Here is an 18,512-nt window from a genome sequence, read left to right on the forward strand (position 1 = left end):
GCCTACTGCTGCGGGGTGCCTCAGCCTGCGGTTTTGGCTCTAACCCAGCCCGCAGCCTCGGCGACCGTGGCGACCGTCTGCACGCCGGGTGGGAGTGCCGGCCGGTCCACCATCACCACCGCCACGCCCGCCGACTCGGCCGCCCGCAGTTTGGGCTCGGTCATCGCACCGCCGCTGTTCTTGGTCACCAACGCATCGATGCGGTGCTCCCGCAGCAGTGCCAGTTCCCCGTCGTAGTCATACGGCCCGCGGGACAGCAGCAGTTCGTGATCGGCAGGCAGCGTGTCGGAGTCGGGCGGCGTGACGGCCCGGATCAGGAACCAGGCGTCGATGCCTTTGAACGCCCGGGTGCCGGATCTGCCGGTGGTGAGGAACACCCGCGCATAGCCGTTGGCCGCCACCGTTTCGGCGGCTTCGGTGTCCGATCCCACCACGATCGCCGCTCCTGGGGCCCAGGCCGGCCGGGCCAGGACCAGATGCGGCACGCCGAGTTCGGCGCACACCTGTGCCGCGTGCGCGGTGATGGTGGCGGCGAACGGGTGGGTGGCATCGACAACCGCCTCGACACGCTCCTCGACCAGCCAGCGCCGCATACCGTCCACACCGCCGAACCCGCCGATGCGTACCGGACCGACCGGCAGCGCCGGGTCGGGGACCCGCCCGGCCAGCGAGCTGATCACCTCGACCTCCGGGTGTAGCGCCGCGGCCAGGGCTCGAGCCTCCCCGGTGCCACCGAGCAGCAGGACTTTCATCAGTGGGTGGCCCCGCGACGCCGATCCGACGAGTACAGGTAGCTGTCGGAGAACCCTTCCGCGGCAAGGACATCGCCGACGACGATGACCGCGGTTTTGGTCACCTCGGCGGCATGCATCTTCTCGGCGATGTCGGCGAGCGTGCCGCGCAGCACGATCTCCTGCGGCCAGCTGGCGAATGCCACGACCGCACACGGGGTTTCGGGGCGATACCCGCCGTCGAGGAGCTGCGGGACGATGTTGTCGATCTGGGCGGCGGCCAGGTGCAGCACCAACGTCGCGCCCGGGGCCGACAGCGTGCGCAGATCCTCACCCTCAGGCATCGCCGTGGACAGCGTGGCCACCCGGGACAAGGTGACGGTCTGGGCCACGCCGGGGACGGTGAGTTCGCGCCCCAGGGCCGCGGCCACCGCCGCGAATGCCGGTACACCGGGCACGATCTCGTACCCGATGCTTAGTTCGTCGAGCCTGCGGCACTGTTCGGCCAACGCACTGTAGATCGACGGATCGCCGGAATGCAGCCGGGCCACGTCGACACCCGCGCGCTCCGCGGCCACCAACTCGTCGATGATCTGATCCAGGTTCAGCGGACCGGTGTCGACGACCTTGGCGTCGGGCGGACACAACGCCAGCAGATCGTCGGGCATGATCGACCCGGCGTACAGACACACCGGACAGCTGCCGAGCAGCTTGGCGCCGCGCACGGTGATGAGGTCGGCCGCGCCGGGGCCGGCGCCGATGAAGTACACCGTCATCGCTTGACCACCGCCCACTGGGTCACCGGCAGCGCAGGACGCCAGCCGGTGAATCCGCCGATCGCACCGCCCTGGTAGTGCTGATAACGCCGCAACTCGCCGCCTTCCTTCGAATACCATTGCGCGACAACTACTTCAGATTCCAGCGTGACGGCATTGACCACCAGCCGTCCACCTGAGGGCAGCCGGTCGAAGCACGCCTTCAGCAGCCCGGGCTGCGTGACGCCGCCGCCGACGAAGATCACGTCAGGATCGGGCGCACCGTCGAGCGACTCGGGCGCACCACCCCGCACGTCCACCCGGACCCCGAACGCCGTGACGTTGCCGATGATCCGGTCCCGCCGCTGCTCATCCCGTTCGAATGCGATCGCCGCGCAACCGGTTGCGCTGCGCGACCATTCGATCGCGATGCTGCCCGAGCCCGAGCCGACATCCCACAGCAGCTCCCCAGGTCGGGGTCCCAGCGCGGCCAGGGTGACGGCCCGGATGGACTGCTTGGTCAGCTGCCCGTCATGAGTGAACGCCTCGTCCGGCAGCGCCTGGGCCCGGCGCTCGTCGGGAAGGTAGGACACCGCGATCACGTTGAGGTCGTCGATTCCGGCCGGCGGTGTACTCGCCCAGTCCCGGGCGAGGCCGTCGTGGCGGCGCTCCCCTGACCCGCCCAGTTGCTCCAGCACGGTCAATTCCGAATCGCCCCGGCCGGATTCGCTCAGCAGTCCTGCCAGCACGGCAGGAGTCTGCGCGTCGCGCGACAGCACCACCGCCCGGCCACCACGCCGCACCGCGGTGTGCGGCGCGGCGGTCACCAGGCTGATCACCTCGGTGTTGGGCATCGGCCACCCCATCCGGGCGCAGGCCAGCGTCACGCTCGACACATGCGGCAGCACCCGAACCTGCTGCGCGCCGAACAACCGGATCAGCGTCGCGCCGATGCCGTGCAGCAGCGGATCCCCGCTCGCCACCACATGCACATCGGCGTCGCCGAAAAGTGTCGGCAGCGCGGGCAGCATCGGCGACGGCCACTCGCGCCGGTCCGACGTCACGCTGTCGTCGAGCAGTTCCAGTTGCCGGGGTGAGCCGTACACCACGGTGGCGCGCGCCAATTCGTCGCGCGACGTGCGCGACAATCCGGCCATCCCGTCGGCCCCGATGCCGACCACGGTGATCGTCGGACTCATCGGGGCATCTTGCGCCAGATCGGCCGCGGCACGAACCGCGTCACGAAGATCATCGGGCGGATCACCCACGGCACCCACACTGCGCGCTTGCCCTTGCGCAGCGCCTTGGCCGCGGCGTCGGCCACCTGGGCCGGGGTGCTGGAGAACGGCGCCGGATCCATGCCCTCGGTCATCCGGCCGATCACGAACCCGGGCCGCACGATCAGCAGGTGCACGCCGGTTCCGTGCAGGGCGTCGGTCAGGCCGGAGGCGAATGCGTCGAGGCCGGCCTTGGCCGAACCGTAGACGTAGTTCGCCCGGCGGGCCCGGGCCCCGGCGATCGAGGAGAACACCACCAGTCGGCCACGGTCCCTGGCGCGCATGCGCTGAGCGAGCACGGTCAGCAGGCCGACCTGGGCCACATAGTCGGTGTGTACGACGGCCACGGCGTGGGCCGGGTCGGCCTCGGCGCGGTCCTGATCCCCCAGCACCCCGAAGGCCAGCACCGCGGTGCCGATCGGCCCGTGCGCGGCCTCGATCGACTCGACCACGCCGGTGTGACCGGTGACGTCGTCGGCATCGAACTCGACGGTGTGTACCGCCGCAGCGCCCGCCGCCCGCACCGCAGCAACCTGCTCATCGAGCTGATCGGCACGGCGGGCGGCCAGCACGACGACCGCTCCGGCGGCGAGCCGCACCGCGAGTTCGGCACCGATCTCGCTACGACCCCCGAAAATCACCACGACACGGGGATCCGTGCCGGCAATCCCGGCCGTGTCTGCTGTGTCCTCCATGGCAGCGATTATGTCCTGCGCTAGCGTGGACCCCGATGGCTACATCTCGTGGCAAGGCAACCACCAAGCTCACCAGCGAAGCGTTGGCGTTCCTCACCGAACGTCACCTCGCGATGCTCACCACGCTGCGCTCGGACAACTCCCCGCACGTCGTGGCGGTCGGTTTCACCTTCGACCCGAAGACCCACATCGCGCGGGTCATCACCAACGGTGGTTCGCAGAAGGCGGTGAACGCGCACGAGCGTGGCATCGCAGTCCTCAGCCAGGTCGACGGTGCGCGCTGGCTGTCGCTGGAGGGCAAGTCCACGGTGAGCAGCGAGCCCGACGCCGTCCGCGACGCCGAGCTTCGGTATGCCCAGCGCTACCGCACCCCGCGGGTGAATCCCCGCCGCGTGGTGATCGAGGTACGGATCGAGCGCGTGCTGGGCTCCTCGGAGCTGCTGGACCGCAGCGAGGGCTAGTTCCCCCTACCGAACCGGCACCACGACGAGATCGTGCGGCTGGTTGTTGACCGACTCCGCGCCGTCCTGGGTGACCACCACGATGTCCTCGATGCGGGCGCCCCACTGCCCCGGGAAGTACACGCCGGGCTCCACACTGAACGCCATCCCGGCTTCCAGCGTCAGGTCGTTCCCCTCCACGATGTAGGGCTCTTCGTGCACCGAGAGTCCGATGCCGTGTCCGGTGCGGTGGACGAACGCCTCGGCCAGGCCCTCTGCCGCCAGCACATCGCGGGCGGCCGCATCGATCTGTTCGGCGGTCACGCCGGGCCGTACCGCCGCGACGGCCGCCTGCTGGGCCCGCTGCAGCACCGCGTAGCGCCGCGCCACCTCAGGATCCGGCTCGCCGATGCTGTAGGTGCGGGTGGAGTCGGAGTTGTAGCCGGGCTCGTACGGCCCGCCGATGTCGACGACGACGACGTCGCCTGCGCTCAGCTCGCGTTCCGAGCATTCGTGGTGTGGGTCGGCGCCGTTGGGGCCGGAGCCGACGATGATGAACGCCACCTCTGAATGCCCTTCGGCCACAATCGCTTCGGCGATGTCAGCGGCCACGTCAGCCTCGGTGCGGCCGGGCACCAGGAAATCGGGAACCCGGGCGTGCACGCGGTCGATCGCCGCACCAGCCTTCCGCAGCGCGTCGATCTCGGCCGGGTCCTTGATCATCCGCAGCCGCCGCAGCACGTCGGTGGCCAGCACCGGGACTACCCCGAGCAGGTCGGCCAGCGGCAGCAGGTGCAGCGCGGGCATCGAGTCGGTGACCGCTGTCTTCACGCCGGTTCCACCGAGTGCCTCGGCCACCATCTGGTAGGGATTCTGGCCATCCACCCAATCACGCACCGTCACACCGAGATCGGTGACCGCGGATTCCCGCAAGGCAGCCAGCTCCAGGCGCGGCACCACGATGGTCGGATCACCGGTGACAGGCAGGACCAGTGCGGTCAGCCGCTCGAAGGTCTGCGCCCGTGAGCCGACCAGGTACCTCAGGTCATATCCCGGGGTGATGACCAGACCGGCCAGGCCGGCATCCGCGGCGGCTGACGCGGCCGCCGAAAGACGGTGGGCGTAGACATCGGTGCTGAATCGGCTGACGGTCATGGGGTCGAGGCTAATCGCTGCGTCGCGCCGGTGTCCGTCCGAGTGTCCGCCCAGGGGCGCCACCTCGCACCGGCTACTGTCGCTGGAATGTTGCGTGATATCCGTGATCTCACCGACGATCCCGAGGCCTACGCTGCCGAGCTGCGTCGGCGCTGGGGCGGCCTGCTGAGTTACCGCTACCTCGGCCGCTCCTACTCCTCGATGGATCTGGGCCCGGTCGACGACACGGTGACGTTGCGCCGCGACATGCGCAACGCAACCGGCGGAGTGCTGCTCGCGGTGCTGGGCATCTCCTCCCCGGACAGTGGCGGGGTGAGCGATCTGGAGGCCGTGCCCAATCCGGTCATCCATTCCTGCCAGGTGCTGGACCCGGCGCGCGATGTGAAGCGCATCCGGGTGGACACCGAAGTGCTCAAGCAGGGCAGGCAACTGGCCTACAGCCGGTCGGTGATCGTCGACGCCGACAATCCGGACCGGGTCATCGCGCTCACCGAGGGGCAGGGAATCTCGATCGGCGTGCCACCGGAGGGGCTGGGGAAGATGCCGGTCGACCCGATCGACATCGTCGACGGTCCGGATCTGCCGCCGCTGTGGCAGGTGTTCGGCGGGACCAAACGCACCGATGGGCACTGGGCACTGCCGGAACTGGCAGTCGAGGTGGCCTCACCGGACGCCGCGCTGCACATCGGGCCGCAGTTCGTGATCCTGGAGGCGGCCGCTGCCGACGCCGCCGCCGGCGCGGCAAAGACCGAGGCACTGCAAGGTCTTTCGTCGCATGTGATGTTCCTGGCTCGCGGCAAGGCCGGCCCGTTCCGGGTCGACACCCAGGTGCTGCCCGGGGCGGATGGCACCATCGCGGTGCGCGCGACCCTGCACGACGAGGGTGCCGACGGCAAAGCCGTCACCGCCGCGTCCTATGTCTTCGGTCGGATGGAGGAAACCCGATGAGCGACCCCGTCCTGCTGCTCGACGGCGCCAGCATGTGGTTCCGGTCGTACTTCGGGGTGCCGTCGTCGATCAAGGCGCCCGATGGCCGGCCGGTGAACGCCGTGCGCGGGTTCTTCGATTCCATTGCCACGCTGGTGACCCGGGAGCGGCCACGCCGGCTGGTGGTGTGCCGCGACGACGACTGGCGGCCGCAGTGGCGCGTGGACCTGGTGCCGTCGTACAAGGCCCACCGGGTCGAAGAGCCCCAGGCTCTGCCGGATGTCGCCGCCGGAGCGGCTCCGGCGGCCCCCCTGTACGTCGAAGAGGTTCCCGACGAGCTCACCCCGCAGGTCGACATGATCATGGAGCTGCTCGACGCGTTCGGCATCGCGACGGCCGGGGCGGCCGGGTTCGAGGCCGACGACGTGCTCGGCACGCTGGCCACCCGCGAGCAGCACGATCCCGTGGTGGTGGTCAGCGGCGATCGTGACCTGCTGCAACTCGTGCGCGACGAGCCGGCCCCCGAGGTCCGGGTGCTCTACATCGGCCGCGGTCTGGCCAAGGCGACGAAGTTCGGCCCGCTGGAAGTGGCCGAGCAGTACGGGGTTCCGATCGACCGGGCCGGGCCGGCCTACGCGGAGCTGGCTCTGCTGCGGGGCGACCCGTCCGACGGTCTCCCCGGGGTGCCCGGGATCGGCGAGAAGACGGCCGCGACGCTACTGGCCCGGCATGGCTCGCTGGTGGGCATCCAGGAAGCCGCTCAGGACCCGAAATCTTCACTGTCCAAAGCACATCGGGCCAAACTGCTGGCCGCCGCCGACTATATGGCCGCGGCCGAACCGGTGGTGCGGGTGGCCACGGATGCTCCGGTCGCGCTATCCAATGCAACCGATGAGCTGCCACTGGCTGCCGGTGACCCCGCGCGGGTCGCCCAACTGGCGGAAGCGTACGGCGTGACCTCGTCGATCAGCCGGTTGCAGGCGGCTCTGGACCGACTGCCCGGCTGATCGCGCGGGTTCGCGGTCACTGATCCGAGTCGTTTTCTACCTCAGGGTGGTTCCCGGCGCGGCGGAGAAACGACCCTGCAGTAGAAAACGACGCCGGAGGGCTACCTGGCCGGAGGCACTACCCGGCCGACGGGCTACTTGGGCCGGCCGACCTCGTAGGTGCCCTTGTCGTCCTTGAACGTCACCGTGACCTTGCGCTTGGTGCCGTCGATGGTGACCTCGCAGTCGAAGGTCGCATCCTTCTCGACCTTCGGGTTTTCGCCGTCGTTGCACTTGACGCCGGTGACCTTGGTGGCGCCGTAGCCGTTGGTCTTGTCGGTGAGGATCTGCTCGACGCCGCTCTGGGCCTTGTCGATGTCGAGCTTGGTCGTGACGAAAAAGCCCGGCTTCCAGAAACCGAGGATGCAGACCACCAGCACGATGACGGCGAGAACGCCGCCGACGACGCCACCGATCACTCCGAGGGATGCCTTCGAGCCCTGCTCGGCACCTGGAATGCCGTACTGACCGAACTGACCGGGAGCACCGTACTGGCCCGGTTGACCGTATTGCCCCGGCTGACCGAACTGACCTGGCTGGCCGGGTTGACCCGGCTGTCCGGGCTGACCGTACGGGGGTTGCTGTCCATAACCGGGCACCTGGCCGTACTGGGGCTGCTGGCCGGGCTGCGGGTACGCCTGCTGCTGGGCGTACTGCTCAGGCCCGGGGTACTGCGGCTGCTGGGGCTGTTGCGGCTGTGAATAGTCCGGCTGCTGCACACCTGGCTGCGGCGGGTACGACGGATACTGCTGTGGCGTGTACGCCGGGGGCTGCCAGGCCGGAGCGTTGGTCGAGGCGTCCTCGGAGGCGGGAGTCGGCGGCTGCCACGCCTCGGCGCCCGGCGCCTGGTCCGACCCGGGCTCGGGCTGCTGACCGGGCGATGGTTGTCCCTGGTCAGGTCCCTGCGGTCCGCTCATGGTTCTCCTTGATCCTGTTCGGTGTCGCCCCCGACACCCTACCCCGCATCAACAGCAACAACGCCGCGCCGAACATCGTTGACAGCGCGTTTCGCGGTATTGCGCAGCGCGGATTGCGGCGCGGCGTTACGGACTTGGTCGAGCAGATCGAGCACCTGGCGGCACCACCGCACGAAATCGCCCGCCGAAAGCGCCGAACCCGACCCGACGTCGGAGGCGGCCAGGGCCGCTGCCAGATCACCGGTGGTGGCCCAGCGGTAGACGGCGGTGACGAATCCTTCGTCGGGTTCGCGGCCCGGGGCCAGCCGGTGGCGCTGCTCGTCGCCCCGCAGGTCCGCCGAGATCCGCCGGGTCTGGGCCAGCGCGCGGCGCAGGCCCGCGGTGGGAATGTCGACACCGAGCACACCGCCCGCCGTGTCTCCCCGCGACTCGAACAGGACGGCAGAGAGCACCGCGGCCAGTTCCGCCGGCTGCAGGCCCTGCCACTGACCGCCGCGGAGGCATTCGGCGACCAGCAGATCGCTCTCGCTGTAGATCCGGGCCAGGAGCCGGCCGGCATCGGTGACCCTGAGATCCGGCTTCAGTTCTCCGTCGTTGTCCGCTTTTATGAAGCCACGTTCGCTGAGCAGCGCCACGATCCGGTCGAAGGTGCGGGCCAGTGAGTTCGTCGCCGCGTTCACCTTCTGCTGAATCTGGGCGTTGTCGCGTTCGATGCGCAGATAGCGTTCGGCGATCCGGGCCTGCGCTTCACGGCCCGGTTGTTGATGTGCCGGATGATCCCGCAACTCGGCACGCAGGCCGGCGAGTTCGGGATCGACGTCACGTTCGGGGGCAGCGGCGCCACGGCTCGAGCGCTTCGAGGGCAACGACAGCTCGGCCGCGGCCGACCGCAATGCCGACGCGAGGTCCCGGCGTACGCGCGGCTGCCGGTGCTCCACCCGCTTGGGTAGCGTCATCGCACCCAGCGGCGCCGAGGCGCCCGAATAGTCGGCCGACGAAATCCGGCCGGCCCAGCGATGTTCGGTCAGCACCAGTGGTCTCGGGTCGTCGCTGTCGCGCTGGGCAGGCTCCAGCACGACCGCCAGTCCGCCGCGGCGGCCCTGGGTGATGGTGATGATGTCGCCACGGCGCAGCGCTGCCAACGCGTCCGTGGCCGCCCTACGTCGCTGCAGGCGTGAGGCGCGCGACTGCGCACGTTCACGCTCACCGATCTTGGCCCGCAACCGGACGTAGTCGAGGATCGGTGCGTCTTTACCGCCGAGTTCGGCCGCCAGCTCGCCCATCATCCGTTCACCTCGCGCGATCCCGCGCACCAGCCCGACCACCGACCGGTCCGCCTGGTACTGGGCGAAGGACCGTTCCAGCAGTTTGTGGGCCTGCTCGGGGCCCATCTGCTGCACCAGATTGATCGTCATGTTGTAGCTCGGGGCGAACGAGCTGCGCAACGGGAAAGTTCGGGTCGAAGCCAGGCCGGCGACCTCGGCAGGTTCGGCGTTGCTGTCGTCGGGCCGCCACAGCACCACGGCGTGGCCCTCGACGTCGATGCCGCGGCGCCCGGCCCGTCCGGTCAGCTGGGTGTACTCCCCCGGTGTCAACGGAACGTGCTGCTCGCCGTTGAACTTCACCAGCCGCTCCAGCACCACGGTGCGAGCGGGCATGTTGATTCCCAGTGCCAGGGTTTCGGTGGCGAAGACCGCCTTGACCAGGCCCGCGGTGAACAGTTCCTCCACGGTGTGCCGGAACACCGGCAGCATGCCGGCGTGGTGGGCGGCAAGGCCGCGCAGCAGGCCTTCCCGCCACTGGTGGTAATCGAGCACGATCAGGTCGGATTCGGCCAGGTCGGCGCAGCGCCGGTCGACGATCTCGGAGATCCGGCCGCGTTCCTCGTCCGTGGTCAGCCGTAGTGGTGCACGCAGGCACTGTTGGACGGCCGCGTCGCAGCCGGCCCGCGAGAACACGAAGGTGATGGCGGGCAGTAGCCCCGCGGCGTCCAGGGTGGCGATGACGTCGGGCCGGCTGGGCGGCCGGTACAGCTGGGGACGACCCCCGCCCCGACCACGTCCACGGCCCCGTGGTTCCCAGTCCGCCAGTCGGTCGGCCTCACGCCGATGGCTGATGTGGCGCAACAGGTCCGGGTCGACGAGCGTGCTGTTCGTGCCCTCGAACAGATCGAACAGTCGCCGGCCGACGAGCATGTGCTGGGAGAGCGGGACGGGCCGGTGTTCGTCGACGACGACGGTGGTGTCACCCCGGACGGTCTGGATCCAGCCACCGAACTCCTCGGCATTGCTGACGGTGGCCGACAGGCTGACCAGCAGCACCTCCTCCGGCAGGTGCAGGATCACCTCCTCCCACACCGCCCCGCGCATCCGGTCGGCCAGGAAGTGCACCTCGTCCATCACGACGTAGGAAAGTCCGTGCAGTGCAGGCGAATTCGCATACAGCATGTTGCGAAGCACTTCGGTGGTCATCACCACGATGTCGGCGTCACCGTTGATGGACTGGTCGCCGGTGAGCAGTCCGATCTTGTCCGCACCGTAGCGGGCCACCAGGTCGTTGTGCTTCTGGTTGCTCAGCGCCTTGATCGGTGTGGTGTAGAAGCACTTGCCGCCGGCCGCCAGCGCCAGGTGCACGGCGAACTCGCCGACCACGGTCTTGCCCGCCCCGGTGGGCGCACACACCAGGACGCCGTGGCCGCTTTCCAGCGCGCGGCAGGCACGGAGCTGGAAATCGTCGAGTGCGAACGGGTACTCGGCGGTGAACTTGGTCAGTTCGCCACCGTTCTGATCACCCGACTCAGGTGGCATCGTCGTCGATGCCGATCCTCGGTGCCCCCGAGTCCGGCGCTGTCACCGGGTCGGGTCTCGGAACGGGCTCCACCGTGGGGATCGGCGCGGCCTCGTCCTCCGGCACCTCCAGAGCCTCGCGCCGGGCCTTGCGCCTGTCGTTGATCCGGGCGACCTGGATGGCGAACTCCAGCAACAGACTCAGCGCGCAGGCCAGCGCCAGCATGGTGAACGGGTCCGAGCCGGGCGTGGCGAACGCCGCGAACACGAACAACCCGAAGATCAGTCCGCGGCGCCACGCCTTCAGCCGCTCGTAGCTGAGCATGCCGACGAGGTTGAGCATGATGATCAGCAGCGGGAATTCGAAACTGATGCCGAACACCAGCAGCAGGTTGATCAGGAATCCGAAGTACTGCTCGCCTGACAGCGCGGTGACCTGTACGTCACTGCCGACGGTCAGCAGGAAGCCGAGGGCCGTGGCCAGCACCACGTAGGCCAGGACCGCACCGGTGATGAACAACACCGCGCCGACCCCGACGAACGCCATCGCGAACCGGCGTTCCTTCTTGTACAGACCCGGGGTGATGAACGCCCACAGCTGGTACAGCCAGACCGGGCAGGCCATCACCAGGCCGGCTGCCAACGCCACCTTGAGGCGCAGCATGAACTGGTCGAACGGGCCGGTCGCCAACAGCCGGCACTCCCCGTCGGGGGCGATGGTCGCCCGGGCCGAATCCGGCAGCGAGCAGTAGGGACCACGCAGCCATTCGCCCAGGCTGTGCACGCCGAAGAAACCGTGGGTGTACCACAGGAATCCGAAGATGGTGGTGACCAGAACTGCGGCCACCGCGATCAGCAGACGATTGCGCAGTTCGTGCAGGTGGTCGACCAACGACATCGTGCCGTCGGGGTTGACCCGCGAACGGCGGCGGCGAGGATCGAGCTTCTTGATGAATCCGGAGGTCACGGGCGTGTTCTAAGAGGCCTGGTCGTAGACGCGACACGGCATCGCGGGGCGATGACCGCGATCGGTTGCCGGACCGGTCAGGCCGTGTGGCGGTCCGGGGACTGCTCCGGGGCGGGAGTCTCGACCCGCTCGGACGTGATCGGCTTCGCCGGTTGCGGCGCGTCGGCCGAAGACCCGGAAGAATCCGACTGCATCTCCTTGATCTCCGACTTGAAGATCCGCATCGACTTACCGAGCGACCGGGCCGCGTCCGGCAGCTTCTTGGCGCCGAAAAGCAGCACGAACACCGCGATGACAATGATCCAGTGCCAGGGTTGTAGACCACCCAATTTGGTTACCTCCAGACGTCTGTGCTGAGTCTACGCGCGTGTGTCGCCGGCGTCGTAGGCGTGCGGCGCCACCGCGTCGTAGACGCGCAGAGCCTCACCGGCAGATTCCTGTACCCGCTGTGAGAGGTCCGGCGGGGCCAACACCCGCACCGCCGAACCGAACCCGAGCAGAAAGCGCGCCATCCACTCGGGCGAGGCGTAGGTCATCACTGCCTCACACGCCCCGTCGGGCAATTCATTGACCACCCGCAACGGGTAGTAGTCGAACATCCACGCCGCGGAGCAGTCGATCAGCAGGGTGGCCGACGGCAATGACGGGTCCGCGGTGTCGGGATCGAACAGCGAGGTGTCTGTGCCGGCCTGTACCGCCGGCGACGGTGGCGCCGACGGATCGGCGAGACGCTCGGCCGCGACGATCCGGTCGAACCGGAACATCCGGACCGCCTCGGCGGTGCGACACCACGCCTCCAGATAACTGTTGTCGCCGATCAGCACCACGCGGATCGGGTCCACCGTGCGGGTGGTGAGCGAGTCACGCGACGCCGAGTAGTACTCCAGGGTCAGCGCGCGGGCGTCCCGCACGGCAGCGCGGACCGCCGCGGCCGCCCCGGTTTCCTGGGGCATGCTCTCGTCGGAACCGGACTCCTCGAGGGCCGCGCGCTGGGTGCCTGCCGCGGATTCGATCTTGGCGATGGCGCTGCGCGCGGCCTCCGGATCCACCATGCCGGGAACGTCGACCAGCGACCGCAGCGCCACCAGGATTCCGGTGGCTTCTGTGGACGTCAGTCGCAGCGGGCGGTCGACACCCGCGCTGAACGTGACTTCGACTGTGTCGCCTTCGAAGTCGAAGTCGATGAGATCGCCGGGACTGTAGCCGGGGAGCCCGCACATCCAGAGCTGCTCGAGATCGGAATCAAGCTGCTTGCGGGTGACCCCCAGCGCGGCTGCTGCCTCGTCACGCGTCACCTTCGGGTTGGCCTGGAAATACGGCACCATGTTGAGCATCCGGACCAGCCGGGTCGAGACCTGACTCATGCGCGATCCGCCTTCGGCTCCTCGCTGACCCTCATGCCCGGACCACCTGCGCCCGCAACCTACTCACCACGTCCTCACGCAACGACTGTGGTTCCAGCGCTACGGCATCGACGCCGTAGCTGGCGATCTCACGGGCCAGCCGGTCCGACATTCCGATGTCGACGGTGATCTCCTCCCCTGCGCGCCCGCCCAGCGTGCGCGGTACGGTCTCGATGGCCTGGCGGCGCAGCGCGGTGGCACGTCCGCCGGCGATCCACACCCTGGCCTGCTCCCCGGTCGGCTGTTCGGCGACCGCGCGGGCGACGATGTCGCGCAGGTTCACCCCCTCGGGCTTGGCCACCGCACCTGCCGGTCCGATGGTGCTCACGTCGGCATCGATGCGGGAAAGACGGAAAGTACGGGTGTCGTCGCGGTCGCGATCATGCCCCACCAGGTACCACCGGCCGCGATGGGTGACGACGCCCCAGGGCTCGACGGTGCGGCTCGTATGTTCGGCGTTGCGCGAGGCACGGTGCCGGAACCGCACCGCATGCCCGGAGTCGATCGCCGCCAACAGGATTCGCAACACTTCTTCAGAACCGCGCAACCCGGGCAGCGTCGCAGTCGACGCAATGGCGACACCGACCCCGTCGGCATCGACGTCCACGCCGGCCGCACGCAGCTTCAGCAGCGCCCCCTGCGTCGCAGTGATCAACTCGGGCGACTGCCACAACTGCGTGGCCACCGCGACCGCCGCCACCTCATCGCCCGTCAACTGGACCGCGGGCAATGCATATTCCTCGCGGTTGATGCGGTAGCCCTCGGTCGAGTCGAACTTGGAAACCCGGCCCGTCTCCAACGGGATCCCGAGGTCGCGCAGTTCGTTCTTGTCGCGCTCGAACATGCGGGAGAACGCCTCATCGGTGGGACTGTCCTCGTAGCCCTGGACGATCTTGCGGACCTTGTCGGCAGGCAGGAACCGATCGCTGGACAACAACGCGATGACAAGATTTATCAACCGCTCGACTTTGGATACCGCCACGAGATGAAAGCTTAGAGCTCACATGCTGGCGATCAGGCGCTTGACCCGCTCGTCGACCGATCGGAACGGATCCTTGCACAACACGGTGCGCTGAGCCTGGTCGTTGAGCTTGAGGTGCACCCAGTCCACGGTGAAGTCCCGGCCGGCTTCCTGTGCCGCACTGATGAACTCGCCACGCAGCTTGGCCCGCGTCGTCTGCGGCGGCGTGTTGACCGCGGCGTCGATCTCCTCGTCGGTGGTGATCCGGGACGCCAGCCCCTTGCGCTGCAACAGGTCGAACACCCCGCGACCGCGCTTGATGTCGTGGTAGGCGAGGTCGAGCTGGCTGATCTTCGGATCGGACAGCTCCATGTTGTAGCGATCCTGGTAGCGCTGGAACAGCTTGCGCTTGATCACCCAGTCGATCTCGGTGTCGACCTTCGCGAAGTCCTGGCTCTCGACCGCGTCGAGTTGGCGGCCCCACAGATCGACCACCTGCTCGATCTGGGTGCTCGGCTCACGGGTCTGCAGGTACTCCACGGCCCGGCTGTAGTACTCCCGCTGGATGTCCAGGGCGCTGGCCTGCCGCCCACCGGCCAGCCGCACCGGACGACGACCGGTCAGGTCGTGACTGACCTCGCGGATGGCCCGGATCGGGTTGTCCAGGGAGAAGTCCCGGAACGGGACGCCGGCCTCGATCATCTCCAGCACCAGCGAGGCGGTGCCCACCTTGAGCATGGTGGTGGCCTCGCACATGTTGGAGTCGCCGACGATGACATGCAGCCGGCGGTACTTCTCGGCGTCGGCGTGCGGCTCGTCACGGGTGTTGATGATCGGCCGCGAGCGCGTCGTCGCGCTGGAGACGCCCTCCCAGATGTGCTCGGCGCGCTGGCTCAGGCAGAAGGTGGCGGCCTTGGGCGTCTGCAACACCTTGCCCGCACCGCAGATGAGCTGTCGGGTTACCAGGAACGGCAGCAGCACGTCGGAGATCCGGGAGAACTCGCCGGCCCGCACGATCAGGTAGTTCTCGTGGCAACCGTAGGAGTTGCCCGCCGAGTCGGTGTTGTTCTTGAACAGATAGATGTCGCCGCCGATGCCCTCGTCGGCCAGGCGCTGCTCGGCGTCGATCAGCAGATCTTCCAGGACGCGCTCACCGGCGCGGTCGTGGGTGACCAGCTGCGTCAGGTTGTCACACTCGGCGGTCGCGTACTCGGGGTGGCTACCCACGTCGAGATACAACCGGGCGCCGTTTCGGAGGAAGACGTTGGAACTGCGGCCCCACGACACCACCCGCCGGAACAGATAGCGGGCAACCTCGTCGGGACTGAGCCGGCGATGGCCATGGAACGTGCAGGTCACACCGAATTCCGTCTCGATGCCCATGATTCGTCGCTGCACGCTAACGAGCTTACGGGGTGGTTCACGGTAACGGTGGGCAAGCACCGTCATCGTGTTCGTGGCGCCACCGATCTGGGACTTTTGACCCTGGTCAGCCCAAGTCACGGGAAGATGGACCGAAAGGAGTCCGCGCAAAGGAGTGGTGATGACCCGCTACGAACTGCCCGATGTTGCCGACCTGATCCGCCTTGGCGAGCCTCACGAGAACGCCATCACGGTCTACGCGGAAACCGCACCGGGACCGGACGAGCGGGAGAAGAGCGTGCTCACCGCGAAGAGCGCGGTGGACCGGGCCCTGCGCACGATCCGCGAATCCGGGGCGCGCCATGCCGTGGAGGAACAGCTGCGATCACGGTGGAACGAGATCGCCGAATCGGAACTGTGGCTGAGCCTGTCCCGTTCGGTGGCCATCTTCATCGCCGACGACTTCCATGAGGTCTACGTCCTACCCAACGCCCTGGAGAGCCAGCTGCAGGTGGGTAGCTACTTCGACATCGGCCAGCTGGTGCGGGCGGTCACCACACCGCAGGACGCATATGCGCTGACGCTGTCCGCCGACGGTTGGAACCTGTGGCAGGCGACCGCCAGCACGCGGGCCGAGGAGTTGGAGCTCACCGGCGAGTACGCGGCCGACGTCGCCGATGCGACCAACCGGGCCACCGTGCGCGACCGGGGGCATGTGCGGCGCCTGGTCGGTGACGAGGGCAAGAAGCTATTGCTGGAGCAGTACGCCAAGCGGGTCGCCGATGCGGTGGACGGCGAACTGGGGCAACTCGATCCGTCATCGACGCGGCCGCTGTACCTGTTCGCGACCGACCCGCTGCTCGACATGTACCGCGGGCTCGACCACAAGCGCCAGATCGTGGCGGTGCCCGGTGCAGCGGACCAGCTGCGGCCCGATCAGATCGACGGCGCCATCCGTGAGTCGCTGCCCGCCCTGAACGCCGAACAGGCCAGCGCCTGGGTCGACGAGCTGGGCAACGACATCAGCAAGGGACTAGTGGCCACCGATCTCGGCGACATCACCCGGGCCGCGACGGCCGGGGCGGTGGACACGCTGGTGTACAACTTCACCGTCGATGTGGTGGGCCGGATCGAAGCCGCCACCGGAGCGCTGCACTACGACGATTCCGGCTATGACGTGCTGTCCCGAGTCGCGGTGACGGTACTCGACAACGGCGGTGCGGCCTACGCCGTCCGGCCCGACGAGATCACCGCCGGCATCTGGAACCAGACCGCGGTCGCGAAACTACGTTTCCCCCTGAGCTGACGACGCCGGTTCGTGCAGTGACCCGGCCGGTGCACCGAGGATGCGTTCGAACGCCTGCAGGTAGGCACCCACCACCTTCTGGGCATGCGGCCCGCTGATGTCGGAACCCACGGCGCCGTCTGCCTCGATGGCGTCGATGAACGCATCGGCCAGGTGGAGCCCCATGCCGATGAGGATGCCTGCCGCCTCGTGCGGGTAGTCGGTGTCGAAGACGCCTTCGGCGCACCCCTGGCGGATGATCGCCTCCAGCATGGGCGCGGTGGTGCGCATCGAGCCCTGGGTCATCTTCTGCCGCAACAGCGCATTGTTCTCGTCGTGCCACAACCGGATCAGGGTTGCCACCTCGGTGGCACTCTCCGATTTCCAGGCCCTCGATCCGTCGAAGTAGGCGTGCATCTTGTCGAGCGCACTGCGGTGCGGGTCTTCGACGATGCCGGCCAACCGGGCGGTGGCGCTCTCACCCATCTGCTCGATGACCCCCTCGAGCAGGGCGCGCTTTGAGCGGAAATAGTGGTACAGCGCGCCTTTCGAGATCTGCAATGCGGCCAGCAGGTCCTCGATCGTCATCGCCTCGTAGCCTTTGTCGTGCATCAACCGCAGGGCCGCATCGAGGATCTCCCGACGCCGGGCGGCGTGTTCGGCGGGGTTCACCTGGCGTGCCACGAATCCTCCATTGACGTTGGGCGCAGTCCGAGCCTAGCCTAAAAATAGACCGTCAGTCGGTTTATCAATCAGGAGCCGCACATGCCGCAACCCACCCCGCAGGCCCGACAACGCACCCGCGCGTTCGCCCGGGTCCTCGGCCCCTTCGTCGCCGTTGCCACCGTGATCATCGCGATCCGGCTGCCCACCCTGCAGACCCTGCTCGGCGACCTGTTCACCAGCGGCATCCTGCCCTGGATCCTGGGCGCCGCCATGTTGCTGATGGGACTGGTCGTGATCGCGTTCCACCAGTACTGGTACAGCGTGACGGCGGTGCTGATCTCCCTGTTCGGCTGGTTCGTCGCACTGCGAGGGGCCGCCATGATGGCCATCCCCTCGGCCGTCGAATCCGGCGCCGACGCCACCGTGGCCAGCCCCGGGCTGCTGATCGCGGCGCGGTGCTTTTTCCTACTCCTGACCGCCATGGGGTTGTGGTTCACCTACGTCGGCTGGCGCCCCGAGACCACCGACAGCAGGTGAGCCGGCAGGGCTCCTCAGCCCGTCCAGCACGAACCCCAGGTGGCGCCGCCACACGGCGTCGTCACCGTCGGCCATCGCGATCACTTTCGACATGGCCCACATCAACGTGGCCAGGTCATCGGCACCGAAGTCGGGGCGCAACACCCCGGCAGCCCTGGCCCGGCCCACCACGGCCTCGAGAAGCCCACCGGCTCGGCCACATTCGCCCGCGACGTCGACGGCACCGACCGGATTCCTGGCCACCGCGTCGTTGATGCTGCGGTCGGACGCCTGCATCGTGAACAGCCCGTCGAGGAATCCGACGAATCCCCGCCACGGGTCGACGTCGTCGAGCGCCTGCCTCGCCAACCGGTCGATGACGGCCAACCGGTCGGACAGCACCACATCCAGGAGTGCCCCGCGATTCGCGAAGTGGTTGTAGAGCGTGCCGATACTGACGCCGGCCGCACGGGCGATCTCGTCGAGCGGTACGTCGACGCCTCGTTCGGTGAAGAGCTCAGCGGCTGCCGCCACCAAACGGTCCCGGTTGCGGACCGCATCTGCACGCATCGCCGACATGTCGCCCAGCATAGCGAAGTTGAGACAGCACTCAACTTATGCTA

The 18,512-nt window shown here is 68.3% G+C and carries 19 protein-coding genes; 5 read left to right on the top strand and 14 right to left on the bottom strand.

The window, feature by feature from the left end; all coding sequences use genetic code 11:
* Nucleotides 1–20 precede the first annotated feature (20 nt).
* The 4 genes from AB0876_RS23670 to dprE2 are packed head-to-tail and all read right to left on the bottom strand — an operon-like array spanning nucleotide 21 to nucleotide 3,458.
* Entirely contained in the window at nucleotides 21–752 is a 732-nt protein-coding gene (locus AB0876_RS23670) for a cobalt-precorrin-6A reductase (RefSeq protein WP_526043091.1), read from the bottom strand.
* Nucleotides 752–1,507, bottom strand: coding sequence for a precorrin-4 C(11)-methyltransferase (gene cobM / locus AB0876_RS23675; RefSeq protein ID WP_491840680.1), 756 nt, complete (start codon nucleotides 1,505–1,507; stop codon nucleotides 752–754). Before cobM ends, AB0876_RS23670 begins: the two co-directional genes overlap by 1 nt.
* Complete coding sequence (gene cbiE, locus AB0876_RS23680; protein WP_491840679.1) at nucleotides 1,504–2,685, bottom strand: precorrin-6y C5,15-methyltransferase (decarboxylating) subunit CbiE; 1,182 nt, start codon at nucleotides 2,683–2,685, stop codon at nucleotides 1,504–1,506. The genes cobM and cbiE overlap by 4 nt, the downstream gene beginning before the upstream one ends.
* The gene (gene dprE2 / locus AB0876_RS23685) at nucleotides 2,682–3,458 is read right to left on the bottom strand and encodes a decaprenylphospho-beta-D-erythro-pentofuranosid-2-ulose 2-reductase (RefSeq protein ID WP_491840678.1); all 777 of its coding nucleotides are present in this window, start codon (nucleotides 3,456–3,458) and stop codon (nucleotides 2,682–2,684) included. Before dprE2 ends, cbiE begins: the two co-directional genes overlap by 4 nt.
* Before the next feature lie 35 nt (nucleotides 3,459–3,493).
* Between dprE2 and AB0876_RS23690 the strand changes: the two genes are divergently transcribed.
* The gene (locus AB0876_RS23690) at nucleotides 3,494–3,919 is read left to right on the top strand and encodes a F420-dependent biliverdin reductase (protein WP_019343992.1); all 426 of its coding nucleotides are present in this window, start codon (nucleotides 3,494–3,496) and stop codon (nucleotides 3,917–3,919) included.
* Between the two features lie 6 nt (nucleotides 3,920–3,925).
* Here the strand turns inward: AB0876_RS23690 and AB0876_RS23695 are convergent, their stop codons facing one another.
* The gene (locus AB0876_RS23695; protein ID WP_491840677.1) at nucleotides 3,926–5,053 is read right to left on the bottom strand and encodes a M24 family metallopeptidase; all 1,128 of its coding nucleotides are present in this window, start codon (nucleotides 5,051–5,053) and stop codon (nucleotides 3,926–3,928) included.
* 87 nt (nucleotides 5,054–5,140) lie between these two features.
* Between AB0876_RS23695 and AB0876_RS23700 the strand changes: the two genes are divergently transcribed.
* Complete coding sequence (locus tag AB0876_RS23700) at nucleotides 5,141–6,001, top strand: hypothetical protein (protein ID WP_491840676.1); 861 nt, start codon at nucleotides 5,141–5,143, stop codon at nucleotides 5,999–6,001.
* Complete coding sequence (locus AB0876_RS23705; RefSeq protein WP_491840675.1) at nucleotides 5,998–6,987, top strand: 5'-3' exonuclease; 990 nt, start codon at nucleotides 5,998–6,000, stop codon at nucleotides 6,985–6,987. Before AB0876_RS23700 ends, AB0876_RS23705 begins: the two co-directional genes overlap by 4 nt.
* 134 nt (nucleotides 6,988–7,121) lie before the next feature.
* On the opposite strand, the gene AB0876_RS23710 is transcribed toward AB0876_RS23705, so the two are convergent.
* The 7 genes from AB0876_RS23710 to pafA form a co-directional block, all read right to left on the bottom strand.
* Nucleotides 7,122–7,943, bottom strand: coding sequence for a DUF4333 domain-containing protein (locus tag AB0876_RS23710; RefSeq protein ID WP_491840674.1), 822 nt, complete (start codon nucleotides 7,941–7,943; stop codon nucleotides 7,122–7,124).
* A 38-nt stretch (nucleotides 7,944–7,981) separates the two neighbouring features.
* A complete protein-coding gene (locus AB0876_RS23715) occupies nucleotides 7,982–10,750 on the bottom strand; it encodes a DEAD/DEAH box helicase (protein WP_526043092.1) in 2,769 nt (922 codons plus the stop codon).
* Nucleotides 10,740–11,696, bottom strand: a complete 957-nt coding sequence (tatC, locus tag AB0876_RS23720; protein ID WP_491840672.1) for a twin-arginine translocase subunit TatC — start codon at nucleotides 11,694–11,696, stop codon at nucleotides 10,740–10,742. Before tatC ends, AB0876_RS23715 begins: the two co-directional genes overlap by 11 nt.
* A gap of 77 nt (nucleotides 11,697–11,773) precedes the next feature.
* Nucleotides 11,774–12,025 (bottom strand): Sec-independent protein translocase subunit TatA, encoded by a 252-nt coding sequence (tatA, locus tag AB0876_RS23725; RefSeq protein ID WP_491840671.1) that lies wholly within the window; start codon nucleotides 12,023–12,025, stop codon nucleotides 11,774–11,776.
* Nucleotides 12,026–12,055: 30 nt separating this feature from the next.
* Nucleotides 12,056–13,060 carry a helix-turn-helix transcriptional regulator gene (locus tag AB0876_RS23730; RefSeq protein WP_491840670.1) on the bottom strand — a complete coding sequence of 335 codons (1,005 nt, stop codon included), beginning with the start codon at nucleotides 13,058–13,060 and terminating at the stop codon, nucleotides 12,056–12,058.
* Nucleotides 13,061–13,091: 31 nt separating this feature from the next.
* Nucleotides 13,092–14,081 (bottom strand): helix-turn-helix transcriptional regulator, encoded by a 990-nt coding sequence (locus AB0876_RS23735; RefSeq protein WP_526043093.1) that lies wholly within the window; start codon nucleotides 14,079–14,081, stop codon nucleotides 13,092–13,094.
* A gap of 18 nt (nucleotides 14,082–14,099) precedes the next feature.
* Entirely contained in the window at nucleotides 14,100–15,458 is a 1,359-nt protein-coding gene (pafA, locus tag AB0876_RS23740; protein WP_088304178.1) for a Pup--protein ligase, read from the bottom strand.
* A gap of 145 nt (nucleotides 15,459–15,603) precedes the next feature.
* On the opposite strand from pafA, the gene AB0876_RS23745 reads away from it, so the two are divergent.
* A complete protein-coding gene (locus AB0876_RS23745; protein ID WP_491840668.1) occupies nucleotides 15,604–16,728 on the top strand; it encodes a baeRF11 domain-containing protein in 1,125 nt (374 codons plus the stop codon).
* On the opposite strand, the gene AB0876_RS23750 is transcribed toward AB0876_RS23745, so the two are convergent.
* Nucleotides 16,708–17,391 carry a TetR/AcrR family transcriptional regulator gene (locus AB0876_RS23750; RefSeq protein ID WP_491840667.1) on the bottom strand — a complete coding sequence of 228 codons (684 nt, stop codon included), beginning with the start codon at nucleotides 17,389–17,391 and terminating at the stop codon, nucleotides 16,708–16,710. The genes AB0876_RS23745 and AB0876_RS23750 overlap by 21 nt on opposite strands.
* 81 nt (nucleotides 17,392–17,472) lie before the next feature.
* On the opposite strand from AB0876_RS23750, the gene AB0876_RS23755 reads away from it, so the two are divergent.
* Nucleotides 17,473–17,910 (top strand): hypothetical protein, encoded by a 438-nt coding sequence (locus AB0876_RS23755; RefSeq protein WP_491840666.1) that lies wholly within the window; start codon nucleotides 17,473–17,475, stop codon nucleotides 17,908–17,910.
* Here the strand turns inward: AB0876_RS23755 and AB0876_RS23760 are convergent.
* On the bottom strand, nucleotides 17,839–18,468 hold the full coding sequence (locus tag AB0876_RS23760) for a TetR/AcrR family transcriptional regulator (protein ID WP_491840665.1): 630 nt from the start codon (nucleotides 18,466–18,468) through the stop codon (nucleotides 17,839–17,841). The genes AB0876_RS23755 and AB0876_RS23760 overlap by 72 nt on opposite strands.
* Between the last annotated feature and the right edge of the window lie 44 nt (nucleotides 18,469–18,512).

This window comes from Mycobacterium sp. NPDC049093 (assembly GCF_040704635.1).
Taxonomy (GTDB): domain Bacteria; phylum Actinomycetota; class Actinomycetes; order Mycobacteriales; family Mycobacteriaceae; genus Mycobacterium.

Coding starts and splice junctions, on each gene's coding strand:
- AB0876_RS23760 (WP_491840665.1), bottom strand. CDS start 18,468: ATGTCGGCGATGCGTGCAGATGCGGTCCGCAACCGGGACCGTTTGGTG.
- dprE2 (WP_491840678.1), bottom strand. CDS start 3,458: ATGGAGGACACAGCAGACACGGCCGGGATTGCCGGCACGGATCCCCGT.
- AB0876_RS23715 (WP_526043092.1), bottom strand. CDS start 10,750: ATGCCACCTGAGTCGGGTGATCAGAACGGTGGCGAACTGACCAAGTTC.
- cobM (WP_491840680.1), bottom strand. CDS start 1,507: ATGACGGTGTACTTCATCGGCGCCGGCCCCGGCGCGGCCGACCTCATC.
- AB0876_RS23730 (WP_491840670.1), bottom strand. CDS start 13,060: ATGAGTCAGGTCTCGACCCGGCTGGTCCGGATGCTCAACATGGTGCCG.
- AB0876_RS23670 (WP_526043091.1), bottom strand. CDS start 752: ATGAAAGTCCTGCTGCTCGGTGGCACCGGGGAGGCTCGAGCCCTGGCC.
- AB0876_RS23700 (WP_491840676.1), top strand. CDS start 5,141: ATGTTGCGTGATATCCGTGATCTCACCGACGATCCCGAGGCCTACGCT.
- AB0876_RS23705 (WP_491840675.1), top strand. CDS start 5,998: ATGAGCGACCCCGTCCTGCTGCTCGACGGCGCCAGCATGTGGTTCCGG.
- AB0876_RS23710 (WP_491840674.1), bottom strand. CDS start 7,943: ATGAGCGGACCGCAGGGACCTGACCAGGGACAACCATCGCCCGGTCAG.
- AB0876_RS23695 (WP_491840677.1), bottom strand. CDS start 5,053: ATGACCGTCAGCCGATTCAGCACCGATGTCTACGCCCACCGTCTTTCG.
- AB0876_RS23755 (WP_491840666.1), top strand. CDS start 17,473: ATGCCGCAACCCACCCCGCAGGCCCGACAACGCACCCGCGCGTTCGCC.
- cbiE (WP_491840679.1), bottom strand. CDS start 2,685: ATGAGTCCGACGATCACCGTGGTCGGCATCGGGGCCGACGGGATGGCC.
- AB0876_RS23690 (WP_019343992.1), top strand. CDS start 3,494: ATGGCTACATCTCGTGGCAAGGCAACCACCAAGCTCACCAGCGAAGCG.
- AB0876_RS23745 (WP_491840668.1), top strand. CDS start 15,604: ATGACCCGCTACGAACTGCCCGATGTTGCCGACCTGATCCGCCTTGGC.